Below are 26,382 nucleotides of genomic sequence, written 5' to 3' on the forward strand. Positions count from 1 at the left end.
GGCTGCCCCGGGCCGGGGAAATCCCCGGCCTACACCGTGAAAAAATCGTAGGGCGGGGGTTTCCCCGCCCTCTTTCCATCCCCGTCCCGGGCTTGACCCGGGACCTCTCCCCTTGGACACTCACACAACGCAGTTCAGGCAAGGCCCCCGACATGACCCACATCCTCGCCATCGACCAGGGCACCACCTCCTCCCGCGCGATCCTCTTCGACAAGGCCCTGACACCCGTCGCCACCGCGCAAGAGGAATTCACCCAGCATTTCCCGCAATCGGGCTGGGTCGAACATGACGTGGACGATATCTGGGCCACCACGGCGGGCACCTGCCGCGCCGCCATCGAACGCGCGGGGCTGACGCCCTCGGACATCGCCGCCATCGGCATCACCAACCAGCGCGAGACGACCATCGTCTGGGACCGCACCACCGACAAGCCCGTCCACCGCGCCATCGTCTGGCAGGACCGGCGCACCGCCCAGACCTGCCGCGCCCTGCGCGACGCCGGCCATGAGGACATGATCACCGACCGCACCGGCCTCCTGCTCGACCCTTATTTTTCCGGCACGAAACTCGCCTGGATCCTCGACAATGTCGACGGCGCGCGGGCCAAGGCCGAGGCCGGCGACCTCCTTTTCGGCACCGTCGATTGCTACCTCATCTGGAAGCTGACCGGCGGCAAGACCCACGCCACCGACGCGACCAACGCCGCCCGCACGCTGCTTTACGACATCCGAAAGGGCCGGTGGAGCCAGACAATCTGCGACCTGCTGAACGTGCCCATGTCCATGCTGCCAGAGGTCCGCGACTGTGCCGCCGATTTCGGCACCACCCGCACCGACCTTTTCGGGCGCGAGATCCCGATCCTCGGCGTCGCGGGCGACCAGCAAGCCGCCACCGTCGGCCAGGCCTGTTTCAGCCCCGGCATGATGAAATCCACCTATGGCACCGGCTGCTTTGCCCTGCTCAACACCGGCGACGAACCCGTCCGCTCGCAGAACCGCCTGCTCACCACAATCGCCTACCAATTCGACGGCAAACCCACCTACGCGCTCGAAGGCTCGATTTTCATCGCCGGCGCGGTCGTCCAATGGCTCCGCGACGGGCTCAAGATCATCCGCGAGGCAGGCGAAACCCAAACGCTGTCCGACCGCGCCGACCCTCACCAGAACGTCATCCTCGTCCCCGCCTTCACCGGCCTCGGCGCGCCCTACTGGCAGCCCGACTGCCGCGGCGCGATCTACGGTCTCACCCGCAATTCCGGCCCCGCCGAATTCGCCCGCGCCGCGCTGGAAAGCGTCGGCTTCCAGACCCGCGACCTGCTGGAGGCGATGACCGCCGATTGGTCCTCGGACGAAGCCAAACAGGTCCTGCGCGTCGATGGCGGCATGTCCGCCTCTGCCTGGGCGATGCAGTTCCTCGCCGACATCATCGGCGCCCCCGTGGACCGCCCCAAGGTGCTGGAAACCACCGCGCTCGGGGCTGCGTGGCTCGCCGGAATGCAGGCCGGGATCTACCCCGACCAGGCCGGTTTCGCCGACGGCTGGGCGCTCGACCGACGGTTCGAGCCGGCGATGGACGCCACCGTCCGAGACGACAAATACGCCGCCTGGAAACGCGCCGTCGAAGCCACGATGTCCGTATGATCGAACCCTTCGGCCTGGCGGCCCCCGCCCGCATCCTCTTTGGTCGTGGCGAGTTCGCCAAGGCCCCGGACCTCGCCGCCAGCCTCGGCCCCCACGCGTTCGTCGTCCACGGTGCCACTCCGCGCCGCGCGCAGGCGTTGCTCGACTCGCCCGGCCTGCAAACCACCGCCTTCGCCTGCCCCCGCGAACCCGATCTCGCCCTGCTGGAAACCGCGCTCGACACCGCCCGCCACACTGGCGCGACCCATGTGGTCGCCATCGGCGGCGGCGCGGCCCTCGACCTCGGCAAGGCCGTCGCAGGGCTTCTCAAGGCCACCACCACGCCTCTGGATCACCTCGAAGTCGTGGGCCGTGGCCAGCCGCTCACCACGCCGCCCGCCCCCTTCATGGCCATCCCCACCACGGCGGGCACCGGCGCCGAGGCCACGAAAAACGCCGTCATCGGCGTGCCCGACCATGCCCGCAAGGTCTCGCTCCGCGACCCGGCCATGCTCGCCGACATCGCCCTCGTCGACCCCGCGCTGACCGACGGCACGCCCAAACCCGTCACCCTCGCCTCGGGCCTCGACGCCATCACCCAGGTGATCGAACCCTACGTCTCGTCGCGCGCCAACCCGCACACCGACGCGCTCTGCCGCGCCGCCATACCGCGCGGCTTGCGCGCCCTGCGCAAACTCATGGAAGGCGAAAACGCGGACGCCCGCGACGACATGGCCTTCGTCAGCCTCACCGGCGGGCTGGCCCTCGCAAATGCCGGCCTCGGTGCCGTCCACGGCCTGGCCGGAGTCATCGGCGGTCGCGTCCCCACGGCCCCCCATGGCGCAGTCTGCGGCGCGCTCCTGCCCGCCACGCTCGCCGCCAACCTCGCGGCCTTGCCACGCGAGAGCCTGCACGCCCGCCGCATCGCCGAAATCCGCGTCAGCGCGTCCGAGGCGCTCGGCACCCCCGACATCGCCGCCTGGTCGCGCCGTCACGGCCTGCCGACCCTCGCGCAGATGGGCATCGCCCCCGCCGACCACGCCGCCATCGCGGCAGAGGCGCAATCCTCCAGCTCCATGGCCGCCAACCCGGTCAAACTTCCGACCGAGCTGCTGCAACGCATCCTCGCTGCCAGCTAAGGACGAAGACGCGGGCCACGATCAAGTGTCGCGCGGCGTTTCACGGGCAAGCCATGTCCCGGGTTCATCGCGCACCACGTCAGAGCGTACCGCCCGGCTTTTTCTTGCCGAAAATACTCAAAACCCGACGCAAGCCGAACGCACCGCCTCACGCCTCCCAGGTCACCCGCCCGCCACAGAGCGTCAGCACCGCCCGCGCCGACCCCAACTCGGACGGCTCCATCGCCTCCAGGTCATGCGACATCACCGCGATATCCGCCATGAACCCTTCCGCCAGACGCCCCTTGCGATCCTCGGCAAACTCCACCCAGGCATTGCCCGCCGTGTAGCTCTCCAGCGTTTCCAGCAGACCCTGCGACTGGTCCGGCCACCCCTCGCCCAGGTCCATCGGATCCACCGCCGCCCTTACGTTGGGCATCACGTCCACTGGCATCACCGGCCAGTCGGTGGAAAACACCATCCGCGCCGCGTGCTCCCGCTGCGCCCGCCAGGCATAGGCATAAGGCCACTGGTCCGGCCGCAGCACCTCGCGGATGCCATGCGGCGGAAAGAAATGCCCGAAGGCCGCGTGCCCCGGCTGGACCGAGGCGACCACGTCCAGCTCTCCCAGCCGCGGCAGGTCATCGGGATGAATGATCTCGATATGCTCCATCCGGTGCCGCGCGTCCCGCACGCCATTGGCCTCCCGCGCCGCCGCATAGCCATCCAGCGTCCGCCGCACCGCCAGGTCCCCGATCGCATGGGTGGAAATCTGGAACCCCCGCGCATCCGACGCCACGCAGGCCGCATTGAATTGCTCCGGCGTGAACACCGCGTCGCCGTTGCTGTCGACGTCCGGATAATTCTCCAGCATCAACCCCGTGCGGCTTTCCATCACCCCGTCCATGAACATCTTCACCCGGTTGCACCACAGGTGGTCGCTGGCATAGCGTGCCCGCATCTCCTCGGCCTCCTCCAGCCGGTCGATCGGATCGTGGCTTTTCATGTGAAACGGCACTTCCACGCGGCAGATCAGCTCGCCCTCGGCCTCCAGCTCGGCCAGCAATTCCATCTGGTAGAAATTGCCGTCCATGTTGTGCAGCCCGGTGATCCCGTGGCTGGCGCAATGCTTCAGCCCGGCGACCAGCGCCGCCTTGTCCTTGGCCCGCTCTTCCGGGCCCGGCGTGGGCACCGGATCGGCCCCGGTCACCAGCCCCGCCATGTCGCGCCCGCCATTGCGCGTCAGGCTCAGGACGGGGGCATAGGCCGACGGCTCCAGCAGCTTGCCCGTCGCGGTGCCATCCTCGGCCATGACGATCTCTGCCCCCGCCTCGACCGGCCCGCCATGCAGGATCCCGGCAAGCTCCAGCGCGGCGGTATTGGCCCAGATCGTGTGATGATCGCCGGCATAAAGCGCCAGCGGCCGGTCCGGCAGCACCCGGTCTAGGTCCTGCCGCGTGGTCTCGCGCCCCGGCCCCATCAGCTCGTAGGCCGCCTGCACCGCAAAGACGACCCGGTCGTCGGGGCAGTCGTCGGCATAGGCCCGCACCGCCGCGGCCACCGCCTCCTCGCCCTGGACGCCGTACAGGTCCAGGTATCCCATCTCCACCGACCCGGCGAACAGATGCACGTGGCTGTCGATGAACCCCGGCAGCACCGTCGCGCCGCCGGCATCGACCTGCTTCGTGTCCGGCCCCGCCATGGCCCCGATCTCGGCGCTCGTGCCCACCGCCACGATCCGCCCCGACGCCACCGCCACAGCCTCCGCCCTTGGCCGGTCGGGGTCCATAGTCAGGACCTTTCCGTTCAGAATCACGATATCCGGTGCCATGCCTGCCTCCTCGTCATATTTCGCGCATGGAAGCCGCAGCCGCCCGCGCCGTCAAGCTGGACAGCACGCCCGTCCTGCGCTTTCTTGAGCAAAGCCGCAATGCCGCCCGCCCATTCAACGAAAGCTGAAGCCGATGGCCATCAAGATCGGCATGCTCCGCTGCTTTCTCACCGTGGCCGAGCGCGGCAACCTCGCCGACGCCGCCGAGGCCCTGGGTCGCACGCCCTCCGCCGTTTCCATGATGCTCCGCCAGTTCGAGGATCACATCGGCGCGCCCCTCTTCGAGGCCGGGCGCAAGTCCCGCCTCACCCGCCCAGCGAGCTCATCCGCGTCGAGGCGGGCCGCGAGCTGGCCCATTTCGACAGCACAATCGCCGCCATCGAGGGGCTGTCCCGCGCCGAGGCCGGCCATGTCCGCCTCGCGGTCACGCCCTCGGTGGCGCAGATTCTGATGCCCGCCATCCTGCACCGTTTCGCCAAAGGCCACCCCAAGGTGCGCATCAACATGCGCGACACCGACAGCGCCACCATCGCCCATGACCTCGCCGCGGGCCGCGCCGATATCGCGCTCGCGTCCCTCGGCCCCCAAGCCGGGTTCGAGCGCGCATTGCTCTTTTCCGACCGCTTCGGCGTGGTCTGCCCCTCGGATCATCCCCTCGCCGCCGACTGGGAGGCCCTCACCTGGGCCGACCTCGTGGATATTCCCTTCATCGCCAACGGCCTATGCCACTATATCAGCGATCCCGATTTCCGCCCCATCCTCGACCGTGCCACGCTCAACGTCTCTGGCACCGACGCCCTGCTCAGCCTCGTGCGCGCCGGCATGGGCGTCACGCTCCTGCCCGAACTCACCATGCAGGACGCGGGCGCCGACATCACCTTCCTGCCGCTCGTCGATGCCTCGATCCGGCGCGAGGTTTGGATGTTCACGCCGACAGAGTCAGGGATGACCCCCGCCGCCCTCGCCCGCACCCTCCGGGCGCAGGAGATCCCCTTGACCCACTAACCCAAAATTGCAGATTTACTGAAATTTCCTACAGAACTTTGCGTCTGCCTAGAAACGCTGCATTGGCAAGACTCCGCCAATCACTTTCCAGGGATGCGCAATGACCGACCTCAAGCTGAACTACATCGCGGGCCAATGGGCCGAAGGGCCGTCCTCCATCGAGAACCGCAACCCGTCGGACCTCACCGATCTCGTGGGCCAATTCACCCAGGCCAGCGCCGCGCAACTGGACGAGGCCATCGCCGCCGCCCGCACCGCGCAGGCCGAATGGGCCACCTACGGGCTGGAACGCCGCTAGGCCGTGCTCATGGCGATCGGCACCGAGCTCATGGCCCGCGCCGAGGAGCTGGGCACGCTGCTTTCCCGCGAAGAGGGCAAACCCTTCGCCGAGGGCAAGGGCGAGGTCTACCGCGCCGGGCAGTCTTTCACCTACCATGCCCACGAACTCCTTCGCCAACTAGGCGAAAACGCCGACTCTGTCCGTCCCGGCGTCGAGGTCGACATGCGTCGCGACCCCGTCGGAACCGTCGCCGTCATCTCCCCCTGGAACTTTCCCACCGCCACCGCGTCGTGGAAAATCGCCCCGACGCTCGCCTATGGCAACGCCGTCATCTGGAAACCGGCCAACCTCACGCCCGCCTCCGCCGTGGCGCTCACCGAGATCATCGCCAAACAGGACATTCCCGCGGGCCTCTTCCAGCTTGTCATGGGCCCCGGCGGCGAGGTTGGCCATCGCCTTGTCGACAGCCCCGACATCGACGCCATCTCATTTACCGGCTCGGTCCCGGTGGGCCGCCACATCGCCGCCTCCGCCGTGCAGAACTTCACCCGCCTGCAAATGGAAATGGGATCCAAGAACGCGCTTGCCGTAATGGACGACGCCGATCTCGACCTCGCCGTCACGCTGGCGCTCGGCGGTGCCTTCGGCGGCACCGGACAGAAATGCACCGCCTCCTCGCGCCTCGTCGTTTATGCCGGCATCCACGACGCCTTCGTCGACAAGCTCGTCGCCGGGGCCAAGGCGATGAAGGTCGGCCATGCCCTGGCCGAGGGCACGCAAATGGGCCCCGTCGTGTCCGAGAGCCAACTCAACGAGAACACTGCCTATGTCGAAAAAGGCCAGGCCGAGGGCGCCGAACTCGCCTGCGGTGGCACCCGCCTCGTGCTCGACCATGACGGCCATTACATGTCCCCCGGCGTGTTCCTCGACACCATAAACGACATGGCCATCAACCGCGAGGAAATGTTCGCCCCGCTCACCTCGGTCATCAAGGTCGGCAGCTATGAGGAGGCGCTCCACGTGGTAAACGACACCAATTTCGGCATCACCTCCGGGATCGTCACGCGCAGCCTCGCCCGCGCCAGCCATTTCTGCCGCAGCGCCCGCACCGGCGTCGTCACCGTCAACCTGCCCACCGCTGGCACCGACTATCACGTCCCCTTCGGCGGCCGCGGCGACAGCTCTTACGGCCCGCGCGAACAAGGCATCCACGCCCGCGAATTCTACACCATCGTGAAAACCGCCTATATCTCGGCGGGTTCGCCGGAATGATCCTACATGAGGCATCGCCGGGCCGTGCACGCCCCTGGGTGGGCGCAGCAACGGAACTTCGACACGTGCCGACGCCACGCCGCCGAACACCGCTTCGGCGCGCAACGGCACCGATGCGCCCGCCCGTGGGGAGGGGCGGGCGCGGCCCGGCGATGGCGGGCACCATCGTTCGAACCTTTTCAGACGGGTCAACGCCATGACCTACCGCATCGATGGACTGCAATACGCCAACTGGTCCGAGAAAATCTTCCGCCAGATGCGGCAGGACGGCCTCGATGCCGTGCACGTCACCATCGCCTACCACGAGACCTTCCGCGAAACCGTCCTCAACGTCGAACGCTGGAACCGCTGGTTCGAACAATATCCCGACCTGATCATCAAGGGGCGGTGGGCGGGCGATGTGCGCACCGCGCACGAGACCGGCCGCACCGCCATCTTCTTCGGTTTCCAGAACCCCTCGCCCATCGAGGACGATATCGGCCTGGTCGAGGTCTGGCACGACCTCGGTGCGCGCTTCATGCAGCCGACCTACAACAACCAGAGCCTACTCGCCACGGGCTGTTACGAGGCCGAGGATCCGGGCCTCACCCGCATGGGCCGCGAGGTCATTCGTGAGATGAACCGCGTGGGCCTCGTGGTGGACATGTCCCACTCCAAAGCTTTTTCAGCGGCATGACCACCTACATCACCGATTTCTTCGGCATGGCGCTCTACCGCGGTGACGCCGCCATCTTCGGCGAGCCGGGCTGGCTCGGCTGGTGGACCGTGTTCTTCTGGGGCTGGTTCCTGGGCTACGGCCCGCTCATGGCCATGTTCATCGCCCGCATCAGCCGCGACCGATCGATCCGCTCGATCGTCATCATGCTGTCGATCGTCGCCCCCATCGTGACCTGCTTCTGGTTCACCATCGTCGGCGGCACCGGCATCAGCGCCGAGCTCAACAACCAGGGCGCCATCTCCAGCGCGTTCGAAGGCTTCAACCTGCCCGCCGCCCTTCTGGCGATCACCCAGTCGCTGCCCGCGGGCTTCATCGTCTCGGTCCTTTTCCTGATCCTGACGACCGTCTTCGTGGCCACCACGGGCGACTCGATGACCTACGTGATCTCGGTCGCCATGTCGAACGAGGATATCCCCTCGCTGCCGGTACGCATCTTCTGGGGCATCGCCATGGGCGTGATGGCCCAGATCCTGATCTACTCCGGCTCGGGCGGCATCTCGAAACTCCAAAGCTTCATCGTCGTCACCGCCGTGCCGGTGTCGCTGGTGCTGCTGCCCTCGCTCTGGGACGCGCTGCGCATCACGCTCACCAAGGGCCGCGAGGCGAACTGACACCACCCTCGGGGCGGTCCTTGGACGGATCGCCCCGATGCCCCTATCATCGGCAAGAAAGGAACCGGCATGGAACAAGTGGCACAGCAAAGGGCCCACCCCGTGACCCCAACACGGTCATGACGCTGGCCCGTCTCGGCGCCGCGCACCAGACCCGGCTTTCCTTCATGCGCCAGCTTCTGCGCCGCCTCGTGCGAGACGACTGGACCATCACCCAGACCACGTTCGAAATCGACGCGGGCGGCGTCGGCCACGCCGTCTACACCGCCCAGGGCCCCGAGCACGCCTATTCCCTCGTCGCCTTCGCCCATGACCTGCCGGCCGACCAACGCTCGGACCGCGTCATCGCCACCGCATGGGACGCCACATTTACCCTCTTCGACGGCACCCCGACCGACGCCGACATCGCCCGTCTGCGCGACAACGTGCCGTTGAAAGAATCCGGCCGCATCTCAGACCGCGAGCTGTCGCTCTCCCGCGCCAACCGCTCGGTACGCCTCTGGGATCACGTGGTCGACGCCCTCAGCGCAGGCCACCAACCGGACGAAGAACAAGTCCGCGCCGTCGGCTACCTCATGCGTACCACCGCGGTCTACGGCTTGGGCAAGTTCGGCGCGGCGGACCGCGAACAGACCCGCCACCGCCCCGAATGCGCCAGCCCCTTCCAGGTCGAGATGCTGTCCGTGTACCTCGCCCGCTGCTTCGTCATGGACCTGGTCGAGCGTATGGCCCGCGCCCGCAACCCCGGCACGGCCGTGCCGCTCGATCCGGCCGTGCGCCGCCGCTTCGGCATCGGCAATTCCACCGGCCTCGGCATGGCGCCGTTCCTGGTGAACCACCCCCAAGCATCGCCACATCGCCCGCCGCGCCCAGATCGCCGCCCGCCTGCCCTATGCCGAGATCCGCGACAACACGCTCAGCGCCGACATGCTGCCCGTGGACATGCTGCGGCTCAAGCTCAGCTTCTTCGGCGCCTGCCATTTCGATCCCCGCTCGGACCGCTGGCTCAGGATCAACATGTTCCATCATGCCCCTTTTCCCCACGAACTGGCGGAAATGGGCGACGACTGGACCCTGCCACTGCTGCCAGGGGGCGCATATTGACGTGGTCGCTGAATGAGATCGAGGCGCTGGCCCGCAAGCCCACCCGCGGCGCGGGCTACCCCTGGGGCCTGGCCGAGGAAACCGGCCGCGCCGCCCGCTGGACAGCGCGGCAGGCTGGCCCGGCGCGCTGGCCCTGGCCGATGTGCTGACCCGAAACGACGGCGCCCCCGCCGCCACGCTCGGCCCGCAGGCCCTGGGCGAGACGTGGAGCGCCTCGGGCGGCCTGCTCTGCCCCATCGTCACCGGCGCCACGCTCTGCGACCTCGCCGCCGACTGGGCCGCGGGCCGCACCGTGACCATGGGCCCCGTCGCCTGGCCGCTCCTTTTGGTCCCCTACATGGTCTGGGCCGCCGACCGCACCGGCGCGCCTCTCTCCCTGGGCTGGCAAGGCTGCACGATCACGCGGGCGGACGGCAAAACCCGTCTCGATGACCCGGGCGCCGACCTCGATTGTGCCGCAACTCCAACGGTATATCTTTCCACGACGAACACCCGTCACGGCACCGTCCTCACCCGGCTCTACCGCGCCGCCCCGATGCCGCAGGCGGTCACCATCCTCGACGCGTTCGCCCAGCGCACTTACGCCCCCCGAAACCGAGGCCAGCCGCCTGACCGGCGCCGGTGCGGGCCTCAGCGACAACGACTGACCGCCAGAAAATTCTGCGAATTTTCAGGGGCACTCCGCTTGGCCATCCGCGCCAGAAAATTCGCAGAATTTTCTCAGGCCGCAACCGCGACACCCAAGTGGAAGGCATGATCGCAAGCCACGTCCTGCGCATCGGCGCGCGCCCGGGCAGAGTTGTTTAGAAAAGCCGGCACGCCCGAACGGTGCGTTCATCCGCAGCCCGCGACCACGGCACTGACGCGATACCGCTAAAAACACCGACACAATACCGACGCCGGAATTGCAATACCCAGGCCGTTAACCTTTTGCGCGTCAGCCCGCCTCGGCGAGCCGCGCCACATAACGCGCCAGCGTGTCGATCTCGAGGTTCACCCGATCGCCCACCGCCACCCGGCCCCATGTGGTAACCTGCTTGGTATGCGGGATGAAGTTGATGCCAAAGACCGCGCCCTCGACCTCGTTCACCGTCAGCGAGGTGCCGTTCAGCGCCACCGATCCCTTGGGCGCGATGAACCTGGCCAGCGCCTCGGGCGCCCGCAGTTTCACCCGCGTGCTGTCGCCTTCGTCGTCGACGCCAACGACCTCGGCCAGCCCATCCACATGGCCCGAAACGATATGTCCGCCCAGTTCATCTCCGACGCGTAAGGACCTCTCCAGATTGACTTTTCTGCCCTCGCTCCACGTGTCGAGGTTGGTCTTCGACAGCGTCTCGGCGGACACGTCCACGTCGAACCAGTCCGGCCCCTTGTCCACCACCGTCAGGCACACGCCGTCGCACGCGATCGAGGCCCCCATGTCGACGCCCGACATGTCATAGCCGGTGCCGATCCGCGCCCGCAGATCGCCGCGCTTTTCCAGCCCGCGTATCTCGCCCATATCCGTGATGATCCCGGTGAACATGGCAGTCTCCCTGTGGTCCTGGTCCGGGTTACCGGGACTGCCCGCCCAAGGCAAGAACCGGCCCAACGTCCCGGGCCTTAATTTCGTCTAAATACTAGTATACTAAGGTCGAAAATATTAAACGCAGTCATGCGTGACAGAGGCAGAAGGGTATGAGTTCAGCAACCGGCGACAACCGGGTCTTCTTGTTTTTGCAAGGTCCCCACGGCCCTTTCTTTTCCAAACTCGGGCAGATGCTGCGCCGCGCCGGGGCCGAGGTCTGGCGCGTGGGCTTCAACGCCGGCGACGCGGCCTTCTGGCGCGACCGCCACAGCTACATTCCCTTTTCCGGCACTGCCGACGAATGGCGCGGCTTCTTCCGGGCGCTGGTCCGCGACAGGGACGTCACCGACCTCGTGCTTTACGGCGATACCCGCATGATCCATGCCCAGGCGGTCGAGGAGGCCCGGCAGGCGGGCCTGACCATCCATGTCTTCGAAGAAGGCTATCTGCGCCCCTATTGGGTCACCTATGAGCGTGGCGGCTCCAACGGCCATTCGCGCCTGATGGAGATGGGCGTGGACGACATGCGCAAGGCGCTGGAGAACTCCGACATGGACACCGCCCTGCCCCCCGCGTCGTGGGGCGACATGCGCCAGCACATCTTCTACGGGGCCGCCTATCACGGCTGCGTGCTGCTGTTCAATCGCAAGTACCGCAACTTTCGCCCCCACCGCGCCCTGACCGTGCGCCAGGAATTTGACTTGTACCTCAAGCGTTTGGTCCTGATGCCCTTTCAGGCCATCGACCGCCGCCTTGCCACATGGCGCATCCGCCACGGCGGTTTTCCCTATCACCTGGCCTTGCTGCAACTGGAACATGACTCCTCGTTCCAGAAACACTCGCCCTTCGACACGATGACCGAATTCCTCGAAACGGTGACCGAGAATTTTGCCATGGGCGCGCCCAAACACCACCATCTCGTGGTCAAGGCCCATCCGCTCGAGGATGGCCGCACGCCCATTCGCGCCACCCTGCGCCGTCTGGCGCGCGAGCACGGCATATTCGACCGGGTGCATTACGTGCGCGGCGGCAAACTGGCGCGCCTGCTAAACGAGGCCCGCAGCGCCGTCACCGTCAATTCCACCGCCGCGCAACAGGTGCTCTGGCGCGGAATTCCGCTCAAGACCTTCGGCGAAGCGGTCTATGCCAAGCCCGAATTCGTCTCGACCAAGCCCTTGCGCGATTTCTTCGCCGGGGCTGAACGCCCGGACCGAAAGGCTTATGGCGACTATCGCCGTTACCTGCTTGAAACCAGCCAGGTCGCAGGTGGCTTTTACTCTGCCAACGGCCGCCGCCAGCTTCTGCGGCAGGCCGTGGACATGATGCTCAGCCCGGACGATCCCTACGATGCCTTGGTGACGGGCACCGCGGCACCAAGGCAACAGTTGCAGGCCGTCACCTGAAGGTCTGTCTGTAAGGCACTGGATTTTCTGACCGCTTCACGCTAGGGTCCCTGAAAAAACCGAGGCAAAAAAACAGGTCGAGGAGACCGGGCAGTGAAAATCCAATCCAAACGATGGGCGAAGTCCGTCGCGATATTGCTTGTTGTGAGCATGGTCGCGTCGTGTACCTTTCTTCCCCGCTCCGGGCCCAGCAAGCGTCAGATCTACTCCGGTTCGGTACAACGCTCCGGCGACGCCTTCGTGGTGTCGGTGAACGATCGCGTCACCCGGGCAACCGCCGTGCAACCGGCGCTCGGCTTCACCGAGGCCTTCAAGAACGCGGGCCTTGTCGGCTCCGACACGATCCGTCCCGGCGACACGCTTGGCCTGACGATCTGGGAAAACGTCGACGATGGTCTTCTGGCCGGAGAAGGCGCGAACCAGACCCTGCTGGAAGAGGTTCAGGTCGACGGTGCCGGCTTTATCTTCGTGCCCTACGCGGGCCGCATCCGCGCCGCCGGCAACACGCCCGAGGCAATCCGGCGCATCATCACATCCAAGCTCGACGAGCAGACCCCCGACCCGCAGGTCGAGGTGCGGCGCCTTGCTGGCGACGGCGCGACCGTGTCCCTGGTTGGCGCCGTTGGCGCCCAGGGCGTCTATCCGATCGAACGTCCGACCCGCACGCTGTCGACCATGCTTGCCGCCGCAGGCGGCGTCACCATCGAACCCGAGATCGCGCAGGTGACGGTGATCCGCGGCAACATGCGGTCCAAGGTCTGGTTCCAGGATCTCTTCCGCCACCCCGGGTTCGACATCGCCCTGCGCGGCGGCGACCGCGTGCTGGTCGAGGAAGACACCCGCGCCTTCACCGCGCTCGGCGCCACCGGCGGCCAGGCCCGCGTGCCTTTCCCGTCGCCCACCATCTCGGCGATCGAGGCCATCGCCCAGGTCGGCGGCCTTCAGGCCAACGCGGCCGACCCCACCGGCGTTTTCGTTCTGCGCAACGAACCGGCGGAAATCGCCAACCAGGTGCTCGGACGCAACGACCTTATCGGCGCACAACGGCTGGTCTACGTACTGGACCTCACCCAGCCCAACGGCATGTTCATGGCGCGCGACTTCGCCATCCGCGACGACGACACGCTCTACGTGACCGAAGCACCCTTCACCCAGTGGAGCAAGGTCATCGGCGCGCTCACCGGCACGCTTGGCGCGGTCGGATCCATCTCGACCGCAAGTGATACCCTCAGCGGAAACTGATGATCGAACAAACCCCTTCGGAACCCGCCGGGAGCGACGACGCCCGGCGGGTTTTCTATTTCAACGCCGGCTTTCTGCGTCAGAAACGTATTCGACGTATCCTCGACCTCGCCGGCCTTCCCCTGAACCTGGGCAAGCCGGGCCCCGAAGACCTTATCGCGGTCTGGGGCCGGTCCCCCTACGCCGCGCGGGGCGAGGCCATGGCGGCCCGGACGGGCGCCGGGCTGGTCCGCGTCGAGGATGCCTTTCTGCGATCCCTGCATCCCGGCCGCGCGGGCGAGCCGCCGCTGGGCCTTCTGATCGACCGCACGGGCGTGCATTTCGACAGCAGCGCGCCCTCGGATCTGGAAACACTTCTCGCCACGCATCCGCTTGACGACACCGCCCTGATGGACCGTGCCCGTGGCTGCATCGCCCGCATGACCGAGGCGCACCTGAGCAAGTACACCGCCTTCGATCCTGCGGCGCCCTGTCCCGATCCGGGCTATGTGCTGGTGCTCGACCAGACCCGTGGCGACGCGTCGGTGACCCATGGCGGCGCCGACGCCAACACGTTTCGCGAAATGCTCTATCATGCACAGGCGGACAATCCCGGCTGCCCGGTGCTGATCAAGACCCATCCCGAGACGGCTCAGGGTCATCGCGAAGGCTATTTCGGACCGGGCGATACCAGCGACCGCGTGACGCTCTTTTCCAGCGCGGTCAGCCCGTGGGCCTTGATGGAAGGCGCAGTAGCGGTCTACGCGGTGACCTCGCAACTTGGGTTCGAGGCGATCTTTGCCGGACACAAACCCCACGTTTTCGGCCAGCCATTCTATGCCGGTTGGGGCCTGACCGAGGACCGGCATCCACATGCCCTGCCCCGGCGTAGGCGCAATCTTTCCCGCGCTCAGCTCTTTGCCGCGGCAATGCTGCTCTATCCCGCGTGGTACGATCCGCATCGCGATCGCCTTTGCGAGCTGGAAGACGCGATTTCCATTCTCGAGGCCCGCACCAAGGCGTGGCGGCAGGACCACGCCGGCTGGGTCGCCTCGGGGATGCGCCTGTGGAAACGCAAGCCGCTCCAGCAGATCTTCGGCGCGGAAAAACGCATGATCTTCAAGGATGATCCCGCCCGCGCCGCCGAGGTCGCCGCCGCAACCGGGCGCACGCATATGTGCTGGGCCGGCAAGGCACCTGCCGATGCGCCAGTCGTTCGGGTCGAGGACGGCTTCCTGCGCTCGCGCGGCCTCGGTGCGGAACTTGTGCCTCCGCTGTCGCTCGTCTGCGACGATCTCGGGATCTACTACGATCCCAAGAGCGAAAGCCGGCTTGAGCGCTGGATCGCCCGGCGCAGCACCTTGCGCCCCGATCAGGACCTGCGCGCAGAACGGCTGATCAATCACCTCGTTGCCCTGGGGCTGAGCAAATACAATCTCGGGCTGTCCGTTCCGGACCTGCCCAAGGGACAACGCGTGCTCGTTCCAGGCCAGGTCGAGGACGATGCATCGATCCGCACCGGCGCTCACCAGGTCACCAGCAACCTCGCCCTGCTGGAGGCCGCGCATGCCGCCTATCCCGACGCGATCCTGCTCTACAAGCCGCATCCCGACGTCGAGAGCGGTCTTCGCGACGGAACAGTTCCGCAAGCCGAACTGGAAAGGCTGGGTGCGGTCGTCCTGCCGCACACCGACCCCGCGGGGCTGCTGACGCAGGTCCAACGGGTTTTCACGATGACGTCGCTTCTGGGGTTCGAGGCCCTGTTGCGACACGTGCCCGTCACGACCACCGGCGCACCCTTTTACGCCGGTTGGGGCCTGACCAAGGATCTTGGGCAGGTCCCCGCCCGCCGCGCCGCGCGGCCCACGCTGAACGGCTTTGTGCATGCGGCGCTCATCGACTACCCGCGCTATTTCGACCCTGTCACCGGGCAACCCTGCCCTGTCGAGGTTGTCCTGGATCGCCTCGCCGCGGGCGATATTCCCCATCCCGGTCCGGCCAACCGACTGCTCTTCAAGCTGCAAGGCGTCTTTGCTTCTTACGCTGGGCTCTGGCGGTGACATTTCGCACCGGCGTCCCATATTGAGACCGACACAACAGAGGTAACGCCGCATGGACCGGAACAGCGATTTCACCCAGCGCGCCGTGGTGCACGCCGCAAGCGAAGACTGGGTGGCGTCCCCCATGCCCGGCGTCGATCGCCGTATTCTCGACCGCATCGGCGACGAAGTGGCCCGCGCCACCTCGATTGTCCGCTATGCCCCGGGCAGCGCGTTCTCGCCCCATATCCATACCGGCGGCGAGGAGTTTCTGGTTCTGGAGGGCGTTTTCTCTGACGAACACGGCGATTTTCCCGAAGGCAGCTATATCCGGAACCCGCCGGACTCATCGCACACTCCGGGATCCGAGCCGGGCTGCACCATTCTCGTGAAGCTGTGGCAGTTCGACCTTGCCGACCGGACGCACGTGCGCGTCGACACGAACAAGATGCGCTTTCTGCCCGATCGTGACGCTGTCGAGATCGCGCCGCTATTCTCTGACGGGCGCGAGGACGTCGCCATTGAACGCTGGGCGCCTGACGCGACCGTGTCGCTCGACGCGCCCAATGGTTTGGAGCTGCTGGTGCTCGACGGCGGTTTTGTCGAGGGCGACGAGACATTCGAGCGCCTCAGCTGGCTACGGCTGCCAAAGGGCGCATCGAGCAGCGCGGAGGTTGGCCCGACCGGCGCGCGCGTCTGGATCAAGCGGGACCATCTGCGCGAAACACCCGTCGGCCCCAAAGCATAGCGTGCCCGGCTCGCGCCTCAGGATTCTGACCTGGGCAACCACCGCAAGGTATCTTGGTCACTCGCCGTAGGGCACCCACACCGTTTTCACGTCGGTCGCCGCCTCCAGGAAGGCGCGGCAATCGGTCGGATCGTACCAATCCCGAGCGAGGCCGTTCGTCACCCATGTTCGCTTGAGATTTGCCGCGCTTTCGCGCTCGATGACCTCGGACAGATCGGCCGAGGCAAAGCTCCATACCGCCTCGATATCCGCATGTCCGGCCATGTGCGGCGCAAGATCCGCAACCGGCCCGACCAGAACATTTGCCACGCCCGCCGGCACATCCGAGGTTTCCAGCACCTGCACCAATTCCATCGCGGCCATCGGGAACGGCTCGGAGGCCACGAGTACGGCACGATTTCCCATGGCCATCGCAGCGCCCAGCACCGAGACGACCCCCAGAAGCGGCGCCTCGTCCGGGCAAAACGCCCCTATCACGCCGACAGGCTCTCTCAGGGCCAACGCCATGCCCCGTATCGGCACGTTCACGGCCTCGCCGGCGAACTTGTCGGCCCAAGCGGCCCAGGTGAACAACCTGTCGACGCTTGCCTCGACCTCCGCCGCGCCGCCGCGACGGCCGGTCATGGCATTCAGCAGCCTGGCAAAGTCGTCCGAACGTGCTGACAGGTTCTCGGCCATGTAATAAAGGATCTGCGCCCGACCATGACCATTGGTCCGCGCCCATCCCGCCGCTGCGCGTGCCGCCTCCACCGCGTTGCGGACATCCTTGCGGTTTGCGACCGGCACCTGCCCCAGCGGCGTGCCGGATTTGCCGTAGACGACGCGGGAGTATCCCCCGTCGGGCCGCGCCTGCTTGCCCCCGATATAGAGCTTCGGGGTCCGGTCCATGCCCTCGACCGCGCCGCTGCCCGTAAAGCCCGCTTCCGGGCGGAGCGTCTTCGGCTTGGCCGCAGGCCGGAGATAGGCGTCCAGCCCCGCCCAGCCGCCTTCACGTCCGAACCCGCTTTCCCGGACACCTCCGAAAGGCGCCGCGGCGTCGAACATGTTGGCCCCGTTCACCCAAATGACACCGGCCTCCAGCCTGGGCGCCACACCCAGCGCGAGGCTCAGGTTCTCGGACCAGACCGATGCCGCCAGACCGAAGCGCGTGTTGTTGGCAAGCGTCACGGCCTCATCGGGTGTTCTGAACGTGGTCGACACCAGGACCGGGCCAAAGATTTCGTCCTGCATCAGGCCGTCGGACGGCGCCAGCCCGGTGATCAGTGTCGGCGGAAAATACGCGCCCTCCTCAGGCATTTCCACCACCGGCGAGAAACGTTCACCCGCCCCGCTGCGATCCAGCATTTCCCGCACGCGCGCGACCTGCACCGGGTCGACCATCGCGCCCACGTCGATGCACTTGTCGAGCGGGTTGCCCACCCGCAGCTTGCCCATACGCTCCCGAAGCCGCGCATGGAAATCCTCCGCAATCCCCTCCTGCACCAGCAGGCGAGAGCCCGCGCAACAGACCTGGCCGCCGTTGAACCAGATGGCATCGACAAGCCCTTCGATGGCGCTGTCGAGATCGGCATCGTCAAAGACGATGTAAGGACTCTTGCCGCCCAGCTCCAGCGTCAGCGCCTTGCCCTGACCGGCCGTCAGCTCGCGGATGCGGCGGCCCACGGCGGTGGACCCGGTGAACGCCACCTTGTCGACGTCGGTATGACCAACCACCATCTCGCCAACCGCGCCATCCCCGGTCACGATGTTGACCACCCCATCGGGCAGCCCCGCCTGCCTGCATATATCCGCGAACAGCAGCGCCGTCAGGGATGTCCACTCGGCCGGTTTCAGAACCACGGTATTGCCAGCCGCCAGCGCCGGCGCCACCTTCCAGGCCAGCATCAGCAAGGGGAAATTCCACGGGATAACTTGCCCGCAAACCCCATGCGCGCGCATTGTGGGCCGCTCTGCATCCATCAACTGCGCCAAACCGGCGTGATGATAGAAATGCCGGTGCACGAGAGGGATGTCGATGTCCCGGCTTTCGCGGATCGGCTTGCCATTGTCCAAGGTCTCGAGCACCGCGAAAAGCCGCGCGTTCTTCTGCACCAGCCGTGCCAGCGCGTAGAGGTACCTGGCTCGCCCCGGCCCACCCAGTCCTTCCCACCTGCGTTGCGCCTTGCGCGCCGCGGCCACCGCGTCGTCCACGTCTTGTGCAGTTGCCCGCGTCAGGGTCGCCAGCACCTCGCCATTGGCCGGGTTGCGCGCTTCGAACCCTTCTCCGGGCGCGGTGAAATCACCGCCGATGAAATGCCCGAAACGATCCCCCTGATCCACCAGCCATGCATAGGCCTCGGCGGCGCTTTCCGGCGCCGGGCCGTATTCCATGCTATCGAAAATCTCTTTGACGCTCATCGTACCATCGTTCATCCAAGACCATGCCGCCACCCTGCCGAGTACCGGCCTGTCACGTGATGCTCCAACTGCCGCTCGATATCGCCCAACAGGGACGAAGCTCCGAACCGGAAAAGGTCTGGCCGCAGCCACCGTTCCCCCAGTTCCTCCTTGATCATGGCGAGATACACCAGCGCGTCCTTCGCCTTGGAAATTCCTCCCGCGGGCTTGTAACCGACACGAAATCCGGTCGCCGCGTGGTAGGACCGGATCGCGCGCAGCATCACCAGTGTCACCGGCAGCGTCGCGTTCACGCTTTCCTTTCCGGTAGACGTCTTGATGAAATCCGCTCCCGCCATCATGCAGACCAGCGACGCGCGCGCGACGTTGCGCAGGCTGCCCAGCTCTCCGGTTGCCAGAATGGCCTTCACATGGGCCGCCCCGCACGCGGCTCTGAAGCTGCGCATTTCCTGGTAGAGTGCCTGCCAGTCACCGTTCAGCACGTGCCGCCGCGAGATGACGATGTCGATTTCGTCGGCGCCTTCGGCAACACTCGCCTCGATTTCTGCCACCCGAAGGTGGAAGGGCGACAAAGCCGCCGGAAAGCCCGTGGAGACCGCCGCCACCGGGATGCCGCTGCCCTCCAATGCCGCTTTCGCGGGCGCGATCATGTCGTGGTAGACACAGACCGCACCGACCGTCAGCCCTGACATGCCCAGCGCGTGCAACAGATCCTCCCGGACCGGCTGCCGGGCTTTGGCACACAGGCGCGAGACCCGTCCAATCGTGTCGTCGCCCGCCAGCGTGGTCAGATCAATGCAGCTGATCGCACGGCAAAGCCACGCCGCCTGATAGTCGTTCTTCACCGAGCGCCGACCCGAAAGCGTAGATGCCCGACGCTCGATGGCAGAGGTGTTGGCCCGCACGCCGGCAACGCGATCGAGGTCAAGCGGCATGCCCTCGTTGCGTGGCTCCGCCGCGATCGGCAAGTGCAGGGGCGCGGTGTCGGTCCGGGTCGTCATGGATACCGTGAAAGCAGGAAACTCACGGGTGAATCGTCGCACGCGCGTGGAACGATGGCAAGCTGAAGCCTGCCATGGGCCCTGCACGTTTTCTGCACGACTGGACGGTCACGCGCTGCACGTTCCCCCGATAGCCTGTCCGAGTGAACCGGACAGGCAAAAGGAGAGAAATATGTCTCGCGCCCTACTGATCGACCCCCTGCCCCGTCGCCGCAGACAAAGCCGGCGCAACGCGCTTTTATGCGCGCTCGGCCTTGCCATCCTGTCAGGTCTTGCCCTGTCCGGCGCGGCTTCGGACGGACCGGGGGCACGACAGGGCTTTTCCGCGCCCGATCAATCGCCTAGCTTCATGCCGGAAACGGTACGCCTGCGGACGCCTCAATGAGCCATATCCTGATTGTCGACGACGACCCGCAAATCCGCGATGTGCTGCGGATCGCGCTGAAGAAAGCCGGTCATGCGGTCACCGAAGCGGGTGACGGTGCCGAGGGGCTGGCCAAGGCCCGAAACGGCAAGGCCGACTTGATCGTGCTGGATATAGGCCTGCCCGAAATGGACGGTCTGGAACTGTGCCGCCGTTTGAGGGCCGAGCACCAGACGCCCGTGCTCTTCCTGACGGCACGTGACGAGGAAATCGACCGCGTGCTCGGCTTCGAACTTGGCGGCGACGACTACGTGACAAAGCCGTTTTCGCCGCGTGAACTGGTGGCCCGCATCCGTGCCATCCTGAAGCGCACGGAGTCGGGCCCGGTCCCCGACGCCGCTCAACTGCTCAGCCACGGCGGATTGCGCCTCGATCCAGGGCGGCATCTGTGCAACTTCGGCGCGCAGGCCATCGCGCTTACCGCGAGAGAGATGGAACTTCTCGCGCATCTCATGGCCCGGCCCGATCATGTCGCGACCAAGGCGCAGCTCACCGACGCGGTCTACGGCCCGACTATCCATGTTTCCGACCGTACGCTCGACAGTCACCTGCGCAACCTCCGGGCCAAGCTGGCGGATGCCGGATGCAAGAATGCGATCGAAACGGTGCACGGTGTGGGCATCCGAATGGGCGCATGTCAGCCGGCATGAAGCGGCGCATTCGCCAGAAATGGCGCCCGCCGCTGTCGCTGGTGATCGGCGGCACCCTGTCGGCCGTTCTGGTTCTGCCGGTCATCGCGATCGGCTATTTCAAGGTCGCGGGCTTTATCCTTGGCTGGGGCGAGACAACGCTTCTGATCGGTACGCTGGCGGTGGTCGTCACGCTGTTGTTGGCGTTTCTCTTATGGCGCCTGGTTCTGCGGCCTGTCTATGCACTGACCGCCCACGCCAAGGCTGTGAAGGACGGGCGCGACGACGCGCCCTTGCCCGAGCATTTCGGAACGCCCGAACTGACGGCATTGGGGCAAGCAGTTCTGGACATGGGCAGCACGCTTCAGGACCGCGAGGCGGGCCTGAGGGCCTACACGAACCACGTCACGCATGAGTTGAAATCACCGCTGACCAGCCTGATCGGCGCTACCGAGCTTCTTGAAGAGGACATGGCCCAAGAGGATCGCGCGAAGCTTACCGAAACGATCCGTACGTCCGCGTTGAAGCTGCAGGTGCTTCTGGATGCGCTGCGTCGCCTGGCCTCTGCCCGCGATCCGATGGGACGCGGCCCGACGAGATTGTCACAGGCCATTGACGTCCTTGACACCAGCCTTTCGGTCGAGCTTCGGCACGATCGCGAGGTGCCACTGGACCGGCATGCACTACAGGCCATCTTGACGCATCTTGCGCAGAATGCGGCGGCACATGGCGCCCGAAGGCTGACTGTCGCGGGCACCGCCTCGGGGTTTACCGTGCAGGACGACGGACCAGGCATCGCGATGGGCAACCGGACCCGCATTTTCGAGCCGTTCTTCACCACCCGCCGGACGCAAGGCGGCACTGGCATGGGATTGGCGATCGTGCAGACGATGCTGCGCGCCGCGAAGGGCGACATCGCCTTGGCGCCGCAACAAAAGGGCGCGTGTTTCGAGATTACCTTCGAGTGATCGACCGGGCGCCAAAGCGTTTCGCCTTCAAGCTGAAGCAGCAGCCGAAGGCGACACGAATTAGTGCAGCGCGTCGTAATTCGCGCGTTCGCGCAAGACCAGAACCGCCGCACAACTCGATAATCGCGATATTCCCGGACGATCCGACAGATATTTCTGGTTCGGCTCGTCGCGCGCCAACGCGGCGCGGCGCAGGGTCATGATCCGGGCGCGCGGGCTGTTCAGAAATAACTCCTGCGTGATGACTTTCTCGTAAGGGCTGTCAAGGCGGGTCACCCCGTAAAACCCCCCTGTCAACGCAAACAACGTCACCGCACATGCGCCCGTTTCCTTGGGGCACGCGGTGCGGCAAAGGTCGGCAATGGGGCGTGTCGACAGATCTCTCAACACCCATTCTTCCACGGGCTGCCGCCATCGGTTTCGTGCGGACACGTCGCCAAAGCCGAACCCCAGCGCCAGGAATTGCGCCATGCCCAACGTCTCGGGGTCGTCGGCACTGATCACTTGCTCGCCGAGCCCGATCATGTGGCGCAACGCTGCCATTCCGTCCGCTTGCGGTTCGGGGATGTCGGCCAGAAAGGCCAGGTAGGGTCGCATCTCGGGCAGGATCGTTCGGCTTGCCAAAAGCTTTTCACGCATTGTCCGCGAACCGTAAAGCGCGGCAATCCGAGTTGGGTACTCCGTCGCCTGGCGCTCACCAGCTTGCCAAAGGGCGAAATGCGTCTGTAACTGCAGAAAGGGTTTTCGCGATCGCAGGAACATTTCGGCCTGTCGGTTGCCGCGCTTGGCCTCGACTGCAAGCCAGCTACGCCCGAAACGCGATTTGTCGGACATGTCTCGGAACAGCGCACGCCGCTCCTGCGGTGCAAGCCCTATGCGGTAGGGCGACGGTCCGCGATCCATCGTTTCTATACGGGCGAGCAAGATGCGGGCATCCGCATGCCCCTCTTGCGCCAGTTCCGCAAGTCTCGGCAGACTGCCGGAATCGTCGCCGGACAGCCAAAGTGCCACGGTCTCGTCGAAGACCGCCTGCGCCGTGGCCGCGCCGGCGCAAAGCCAGCCTGCCAGAATTGCCCCGCACAGTCCCCTGATCATTGCCGGCCCCTCCTCTGCCGGATCGTCGTCAAGACTCTAGAACCCCGGGCGGGGACCTTGCAATCCAGACATGCAAAACATCCGATCCAAGCGCCCGCTGTTCGACAAGATCGAACCGCTGCGCACCATCAAGTCGGTCGAGGCCCAGCGCCCCGATGCCGGGCAGACCTTCCGCTCCCATGGCAAAACCGGCCGTGATGCCGGCCAGCCGGTCCACCAGACCGTCGGCCAGCAGCGAGGCCGCCAGGGCACTGCCTCCCTCGCAGAAAATCCTTGTCAGGCCGCGCTTTCCCAGTTCCTCCAAGACCGACGTCATGTCCAACTGTCGCCCCGACAGACCGCAAGGCACCATCTCGGCACCCAGTCCGTGCCACGCCTCTATCAGATTTGCGTCTGCGTCCGGGCCGTGGCACATCCAGACCGGCACCTGTGACGCCGTGCGGGCCAATGTCGACATCAACGGTACGTCCAGCCTGCGCGAGACAACCACGCGGATCGGCTGGTGTTCGACACCCAGGTCCCGCACCGTGAGCGATGGATCGTCCGCACGGGCCGTGCCCGCCCCGACCATGACAGCATCGTGTCGCGACCGCGCGGAATGGACCCATCGGCGCGCGCTTGCCCCGGTGATCCATTGACTGTGGCCGCTTGCGGTCGCGATGCGACCGTCGAACGAGGTGGCCAGCTTTAGTGTCACTTCCGGGCGCCCCCGGGTCATCCGGCTTAGAAAGCCCCCCAGGTCATAGCGCGCCTCGGTGTCGCAAGACCCGATCTCGACCTTGATTCCGGCTGCGCGCAGCGCTGCGAAACCGCGCCCGGACACACGCGGGTCAGGATCTCCAATGGCCACGACGACCCTCTGAATCCCGGCCGCGATGATGGCGTCGGCACAGGGTGGGGTCCGCCCGTGATGCGCGCAGGGTTCTAGGCTGACATAGGCGGTTGCACCGCGCGCCGCCGTGCCCGCCTGATCCAACGCAACGCGCTCTGCATGGGGACGCCCGCCAAGCCCTGTATTGCCGCGCCCGACGATTCTGCCGTCCTTGACGATAACGCAACCCACGGCCGGATTGGGCCACGTTCGCCCCAATCCGCGACGTCCGAGACCGAGTGCCAGCCTTAGATAGCGGATGTCCGCCGCGCTCACGACTCGCCGGGCTCTTCCACCACGCCGGGCCGCAACTCGCTCACGAACTTGTCGAAATCGTCCGCGGCCTGGAAGTTCTTGTAGACGCTGGCAAAGCGCACATATGCCACCGTGTCGATCCGGGCCAGGCTTTCCATGACGATCTCGCCCACTGTCTTGGAGGGAATATCGGTCTCGCCCAGGGACTCCAGCCGCCGGACGATGCCAGAAATCATCTGTTCTACCCGCTCCGGCTCGACGGGTCGTTTCTGCAACGCGATCCGGATCGAACGTTCCAGCTTGTCGCGGTCGAAATCCTCGCGCCGGCCATTGGTCTTCACCACCACCAGGTCGCGCAGCTGCACACGTTCATAGGTGGTGAACCGCCCGCCACAAGCCGGGCAAAATCGCCGCCGCCGGATCGAAACATGATCCTCTGCAGGGCGTGAATCCTTCACTTGGGTGTCGATATTTCCGCAAAACGGGCAGCGCATCGGCCGGTCCCCTTTTCTTCTCTGCCTCTGTCGGTCATGGGTCTGCAGCCCAGTTATCCACAGCCACTATAGGACAGCCGCAAAGTTTTGGGTAGAGGGCATTTGCAGCCGCAACATCAAGCGTTATTTCTTTTGCATATTGCTGCGACAAAGCGCCTTTAGAACGCGATGCTGCTGCATCCGTTGCCACGGTAGAGCACACCCAATCACTGATCGAGAAGGATTTTCATGACCCGCAGGACCCTATTCATCACCGGCGCCTCGACAGGCATCGGCGCCGAAACCGCCCGCAAGGCCGTCGCCGCGGGCTGGAATGTGGCGCTCTTTGCGCGCAGCAAGGACAAGCTCGACGCCCTCGCAGACGAACTTGGCACGGATCACGCTCTTGCGCTGCCCGGCGATGTCACCGATTTCGAGGAATTGAAAGCCGCCGTCGACGCCGCCGCCGATCATTTCGGTGGCCTCAATGCGGTGTTCGCCAATGCCGGTCGCGGCCTTGACACGGCCGGCGTCGAAAATGGTGACCCGGACGAGTGGCGCGTCATGCTCGATCTCAACATCAACGGGCTGCTCTACACCGTCAAGGCCGCCTATCCGCACCTGAAAAAAGCCAAGGGGCACGCGATCCTGACCGGCTCGGTCGCCGGCAAGATCAACCTGCCCGGCTCGATCTACGGCGCGTCCAAGTGGTTCGTGCAGGGCTTTGGCGGCAATCTCAGCGAGGAGATGCGTGGATGGGGCGGTCGCTGCACGGTCATCTGCCCCGGCATGGTCGACACGCCCTTCTTCAACGAGGCCAAGCCCGACAAGCTGAAGCCCGAGGATATCGCCGATGCCGTGGTCTATGCCATTCAGCAGCCCGACCGCGCGGATGTGCGCGAGATGGTGATCATGCCCACCGGCTGAGTTTCAGCACAGGTGCGCCGCCACTTTACGGGTGTGCGGCGCATCGCGATGCTCGAAGACGTAGATGCCTTGCCACGTGCCCAGTGCGAGCCGACCCGCGCAAACCGGAATCGACAGGCTCACCGGCATCATCGCCGCCTTGATATGCGCGGGCATGTCATCGGGTCCTTCATTGGTATGGTTCAGGTACGCCATGGCCGGATCATTTGTCGGCGGGACCAGTCGCGCGAAGTAGTTGCGCAAGTCGGTCTGCACCTCCGGGTCGGCATTTTCTTGGATCAGAAGGCTGGCGGACGTGTGACGGATGAAGAGCGTCAAAAGCCCGCTCTGCACGCCTTGTTCCGCCACCCAGTCGGTCACGTCCGAGGTGAATTCGTAAAGGCCTTGACCCCGCGTCTCGATCGTAAACGCTCTTTGCATGTCTGCGGTATACCCGTGTCAGCCGAATTCCGCCAGTGAGGCACGGTCAGGAACAAGGGTCGGGCCTGTCGCTTTTCTTTACTGGACGGAAAAGGAGGAACCAAATGTCTATCGGACGAGTAACCGAAATTTCCGCGACCTCGACAGAAAGCTTTGATGATGCCGTGAAGCAGGGCATCCAGCGCGCGTCCAAGACGCTGCGCAACATCGAGAGCGCTTGGGTCAAGGACTCGAACGTCAGCGTATCAAATGGCAACATCTCGGAGTACCGGGTGAACCTCGCAGTGACGTTCCTTCTGGACGACTGAGACAATCATACGACCGCTCGACCCGATCGGGCGGGGTACGAAATTGGCCCCCGGGCGCATGTCCGGGGGCCTTTTACA

General features: G+C 65.7%; 23 protein-coding genes and 4 pseudogenes. 18 read left to right on the top strand and 9 right to left on the bottom strand.

Annotated elements, in window-relative coordinates; genetic code table 11:
• Window positions 1-152: 152 nt before the first annotated feature.
• Together glpK and FIU89_RS14315 are read left to right on the top strand one after the other, a co-directional pair.
• The gene (gene glpK / locus FIU89_RS14310) at window positions 153-1,640 is read left to right on the top strand and encodes a glycerol kinase GlpK (protein ID WP_152493225.1); all 1,488 of its coding nucleotides are present in this window, start codon (window positions 153-155) and stop codon (window positions 1,638-1,640) included.
• Window positions 1,640-2,758, top strand: a complete 1,119-nt coding sequence (locus FIU89_RS14315; protein ID WP_216647086.1) for an iron-containing alcohol dehydrogenase — start codon at window positions 1,640-1,642, stop codon at window positions 2,756-2,758. The genes glpK and FIU89_RS14315 overlap by 1 nt, the downstream gene beginning before the upstream one ends.
• Window positions 2,759-2,906: 148 nt before the next feature.
• Here the strand turns inward: FIU89_RS14315 and FIU89_RS14320 are convergent, their stop codons facing one another.
• Together FIU89_RS14320 and FIU89_RS22615 are read right to left on the bottom strand one after the other, a co-directional pair.
• Window positions 2,907-4,568 (bottom strand): amidohydrolase, encoded by a 1,662-nt coding sequence (locus tag FIU89_RS14320; protein WP_152493227.1) that lies wholly within the window; start codon window positions 4,566-4,568, stop codon window positions 2,907-2,909.
• A 13-nt stretch (window positions 4,569-4,581) separates the two neighbouring features.
• Window positions 4,582-4,833 carry a hypothetical protein gene (locus FIU89_RS22615; protein ID WP_254701898.1) on the bottom strand — a complete coding sequence of 84 codons (252 nt, stop codon included), beginning with the start codon at window positions 4,831-4,833 and terminating at the stop codon, window positions 4,582-4,584.
• Between FIU89_RS22615 and FIU89_RS22620 the strand changes: the two genes are divergently transcribed.
• From FIU89_RS22620 to FIU89_RS14355, 8 genes and pseudogenes are all read left to right on the top strand, one after another.
• Window positions 4,720-5,019, top strand: coding sequence for a LysR family transcriptional regulator (locus FIU89_RS22620; RefSeq protein ID WP_254701880.1), 300 nt, complete (start codon window positions 4,720-4,722; stop codon window positions 5,017-5,019). The genes FIU89_RS22615 and FIU89_RS22620 overlap by 114 nt on opposite strands.
• The gene (locus tag FIU89_RS22625; RefSeq protein WP_254701881.1) at window positions 5,019-5,573 is read left to right on the top strand and encodes a LysR substrate-binding domain-containing protein; all 555 of its coding nucleotides are present in this window, start codon (window positions 5,019-5,021) and stop codon (window positions 5,571-5,573) included. The genes FIU89_RS22620 and FIU89_RS22625 overlap by 1 nt, the downstream gene beginning before the upstream one ends.
• Before the next feature lie 100 nt (window positions 5,574-5,673).
• Window positions 5,674-7,125 (top strand): annotated as a pseudogene (locus FIU89_RS14330) (aldehyde dehydrogenase family protein).
• 196 nt (window positions 7,126-7,321) lie between these two features.
• A pseudogene (locus FIU89_RS14335) lies at window positions 7,322-7,780 on the top strand (membrane dipeptidase); the annotation flags it as partial.
• 2 nt (window positions 7,781-7,782) lie between these two features.
• A pseudogene (locus FIU89_RS14340) lies at window positions 7,783-8,454 on the top strand (BCCT family transporter); the annotation flags it as partial.
• Between the two features lie 119 nt (window positions 8,455-8,573).
• Window positions 8,574-9,558 (top strand): annotated as a pseudogene (locus FIU89_RS14345) (hypothetical protein).
• The gene (locus FIU89_RS22315; RefSeq protein ID WP_172978117.1) at window positions 9,555-9,707 is read left to right on the top strand and encodes a DUF3726 domain-containing protein; all 153 of its coding nucleotides are present in this window, start codon (window positions 9,555-9,557) and stop codon (window positions 9,705-9,707) included. Before FIU89_RS14345 ends, FIU89_RS22315 begins: the two are co-directional and overlap by 4 nt.
• Window positions 9,701-10,315, top strand: coding sequence for a hypothetical protein (locus FIU89_RS14355; RefSeq protein WP_152493228.1), 615 nt, complete (start codon window positions 9,701-9,703; stop codon window positions 10,313-10,315). Before FIU89_RS22315 ends, FIU89_RS14355 begins: the two co-directional genes overlap by 7 nt.
• 180 nt (window positions 10,316-10,495) lie before the next feature.
• Here FIU89_RS14355 and FIU89_RS14360 read toward each other — a convergent pair whose 3' ends face one another.
• On the bottom strand, window positions 10,496-11,083 hold the full coding sequence (locus FIU89_RS14360) for a riboflavin synthase (protein WP_152493229.1): 588 nt from the start codon (window positions 11,081-11,083) through the stop codon (window positions 10,496-10,498).
• 152 nt (window positions 11,084-11,235) lie between these two features.
• Here FIU89_RS14360 and FIU89_RS14365 point away from each other — a divergent pair, with 152 nt between their 5' ends.
• The 4 genes from FIU89_RS14365 to FIU89_RS14380 all read left to right on the top strand — a co-directional run bounded on the left by FIU89_RS14365 (window position 11,236) and on the right by FIU89_RS14380 (window position 16,536).
• On the top strand, window positions 11,236-12,528 hold the full coding sequence (locus tag FIU89_RS14365; RefSeq protein WP_152493230.1) for a capsule biosynthesis protein: 1,293 nt from the start codon (window positions 11,236-11,238) through the stop codon (window positions 12,526-12,528).
• A gap of 93 nt (window positions 12,529-12,621) precedes the next feature.
• Window positions 12,622-13,770, top strand: coding sequence for a polysaccharide biosynthesis/export family protein (locus FIU89_RS14370; RefSeq protein WP_254701686.1), 1,149 nt, complete (start codon window positions 12,622-12,624; stop codon window positions 13,768-13,770).
• A complete protein-coding gene (locus tag FIU89_RS14375) occupies window positions 13,770-15,809 on the top strand; it encodes a capsular polysaccharide biosynthesis protein (RefSeq protein WP_152493231.1) in 2,040 nt (679 codons plus the stop codon). The genes FIU89_RS14370 and FIU89_RS14375 overlap by 1 nt, the downstream gene beginning before the upstream one ends.
• A gap of 52 nt (window positions 15,810-15,861) precedes the next feature.
• The gene (locus tag FIU89_RS14380; RefSeq protein ID WP_152493232.1) at window positions 15,862-16,536 is read left to right on the top strand and encodes a cupin domain-containing protein; all 675 of its coding nucleotides are present in this window, start codon (window positions 15,862-15,864) and stop codon (window positions 16,534-16,536) included.
• 57 nt (window positions 16,537-16,593) lie between these two features.
• Here FIU89_RS14380 and FIU89_RS14385 read toward each other — a convergent pair whose 3' ends face one another.
• Window positions 16,594-18,933, bottom strand: a complete 2,340-nt coding sequence (locus FIU89_RS14385; protein WP_152493233.1) for an aldehyde dehydrogenase family protein — start codon at window positions 18,931-18,933, stop codon at window positions 16,594-16,596.
• Between the two features lie 11 nt (window positions 18,934-18,944).
• On the bottom strand, window positions 18,945-19,934 hold the full coding sequence (gene deoC, locus FIU89_RS14390) for a deoxyribose-phosphate aldolase (protein ID WP_152493234.1): 990 nt from the start codon (window positions 19,932-19,934) through the stop codon (window positions 18,945-18,947).
• Window positions 19,935-20,315: 381 nt separating this feature from the next.
• On the opposite strand from deoC, the gene FIU89_RS14395 reads away from it, so the two are divergent.
• Window positions 20,316-21,008 carry a response regulator transcription factor gene (locus tag FIU89_RS14395; RefSeq protein WP_152493235.1) on the top strand — a complete coding sequence of 231 codons (693 nt, stop codon included), beginning with the start codon at window positions 20,316-20,318 and terminating at the stop codon, window positions 21,006-21,008.
• A complete protein-coding gene (locus FIU89_RS14400; protein ID WP_152493236.1) occupies window positions 21,005-21,955 on the top strand; it encodes a sensor histidine kinase KdpD in 951 nt (316 codons plus the stop codon). The genes FIU89_RS14395 and FIU89_RS14400 overlap by 4 nt, the downstream gene beginning before the upstream one ends.
• A 60-nt stretch (window positions 21,956-22,015) precedes the next feature.
• Here FIU89_RS14400 and FIU89_RS14405 read toward each other — a convergent pair whose 3' ends face one another.
• Genes FIU89_RS14405 through nrdR form a run of 3 tightly spaced genes read right to left on the bottom strand, consistent with a single transcriptional unit; the run spans window position 22,016 to window position 24,670 of the window.
• Window positions 22,016-23,050 (bottom strand): hypothetical protein, encoded by a 1,035-nt coding sequence (locus FIU89_RS14405; protein WP_152493237.1) that lies wholly within the window; start codon window positions 23,048-23,050, stop codon window positions 22,016-22,018.
• Window positions 23,051-23,078: 28 nt separating this feature from the next.
• Entirely contained in the window at window positions 23,079-24,197 is a 1,119-nt protein-coding gene (gene ribD / locus FIU89_RS14410; protein ID WP_152493238.1) for a bifunctional diaminohydroxyphosphoribosylaminopyrimidine deaminase/5-amino-6-(5-phosphoribosylamino)uracil reductase RibD, read from the bottom strand.
• Window positions 24,194-24,670, bottom strand: a complete 477-nt coding sequence (gene nrdR, locus FIU89_RS14415; RefSeq protein WP_152493239.1) for a transcriptional regulator NrdR — start codon at window positions 24,668-24,670, stop codon at window positions 24,194-24,196. Before nrdR ends, ribD begins: the two co-directional genes overlap by 4 nt.
• Window positions 24,671-24,898: 228 nt before the next feature.
• On the opposite strand from nrdR, the gene FIU89_RS14420 reads away from it, so the two are divergent.
• Window positions 24,899-25,576, top strand: coding sequence for an SDR family oxidoreductase (locus FIU89_RS14420; RefSeq protein WP_152493240.1), 678 nt, complete (start codon window positions 24,899-24,901; stop codon window positions 25,574-25,576).
• Window positions 25,577-25,579: 3 nt separating this feature from the next.
• Here the strand turns inward: FIU89_RS14420 and FIU89_RS14425 are convergent, their stop codons facing one another.
• Entirely contained in the window at window positions 25,580-25,996 is a 417-nt protein-coding gene (locus tag FIU89_RS14425) for a secondary thiamine-phosphate synthase enzyme YjbQ (protein ID WP_152493241.1), read from the bottom strand.
• Between the two features lie 104 nt (window positions 25,997-26,100).
• On the opposite strand from FIU89_RS14425, the gene FIU89_RS14430 reads away from it, so the two are divergent.
• Window positions 26,101-26,304, top strand: coding sequence for a dodecin family protein (locus FIU89_RS14430; RefSeq protein WP_152493242.1), 204 nt, complete (start codon window positions 26,101-26,103; stop codon window positions 26,302-26,304).
• Window positions 26,305-26,382 lie beyond the last annotated feature (78 nt).

It is taken from the genome of Roseovarius sp. THAF27 (assembly GCF_009363655.1).
In the GTDB taxonomy this organism is placed as follows: Bacteria; Pseudomonadota; Alphaproteobacteria; order Rhodobacterales; family Rhodobacteraceae; genus Roseovarius.

Coding starts and splice junctions, on each gene's coding strand:
- glpK (WP_152493225.1), top strand. CDS start 153: ATGACCCACATCCTCGCCATCGACCAGGGCACCACCTCCTCCCGCGCG.
- FIU89_RS14320 (WP_152493227.1), bottom strand. CDS start 4,568: ATGGCACCGGATATCGTGATTCTGAACGGAAAGGTCCTGACTATGGAC.
- FIU89_RS22620 (WP_254701880.1), top strand. CDS start 4,720: ATGCTCCGCTGCTTTCTCACCGTGGCCGAGCGCGGCAACCTCGCCGAC.
- FIU89_RS22625 (WP_254701881.1), top strand. CDS start 5,019: ATGCCCGCCATCCTGCACCGTTTCGCCAAAGGCCACCCCAAGGTGCGC.
- FIU89_RS14360 (WP_152493229.1), bottom strand. CDS start 11,083: ATGTTCACCGGGATCATCACGGATATGGGCGAGATACGCGGGCTGGAA.
- FIU89_RS14365 (WP_152493230.1), top strand. CDS start 11,236: ATGAGTTCAGCAACCGGCGACAACCGGGTCTTCTTGTTTTTGCAAGGT.
- FIU89_RS14375 (WP_152493231.1), top strand. CDS start 13,770: ATGATCGAACAAACCCCTTCGGAACCCGCCGGGAGCGACGACGCCCGG.
- FIU89_RS14380 (WP_152493232.1), top strand. CDS start 15,862: ATGGACCGGAACAGCGATTTCACCCAGCGCGCCGTGGTGCACGCCGCA.
- FIU89_RS14385 (WP_152493233.1), bottom strand. CDS start 18,933: ATGAGCGTCAAAGAGATTTTCGATAGCATGGAATACGGCCCGGCGCCG.
- deoC (WP_152493234.1), bottom strand. CDS start 19,934: ATGACGACCCGGACCGACACCGCGCCCCTGCACTTGCCGATCGCGGCG.
- FIU89_RS14395 (WP_152493235.1), top strand. CDS start 20,316: ATGAGCCATATCCTGATTGTCGACGACGACCCGCAAATCCGCGATGTG.
- FIU89_RS14400 (WP_152493236.1), top strand. CDS start 21,005: ATGAAGCGGCGCATTCGCCAGAAATGGCGCCCGCCGCTGTCGCTGGTG.
- FIU89_RS14405 (WP_152493237.1), bottom strand. CDS start 23,050: ATGATCAGGGGACTGTGCGGGGCAATTCTGGCAGGCTGGCTTTGCGCC.
- nrdR (WP_152493239.1), bottom strand. CDS start 24,670: ATGCGCTGCCCGTTTTGCGGAAATATCGACACCCAAGTGAAGGATTCA.
- FIU89_RS14420 (WP_152493240.1), top strand. CDS start 24,899: ATGACCCGCAGGACCCTATTCATCACCGGCGCCTCGACAGGCATCGGC.
- FIU89_RS14425 (WP_152493241.1), bottom strand. CDS start 25,996: ATGCAAAGAGCGTTTACGATCGAGACGCGGGGTCAAGGCCTTTACGAA.
- FIU89_RS14430 (WP_152493242.1), top strand. CDS start 26,101: ATGTCTATCGGACGAGTAACCGAAATTTCCGCGACCTCGACAGAAAGC.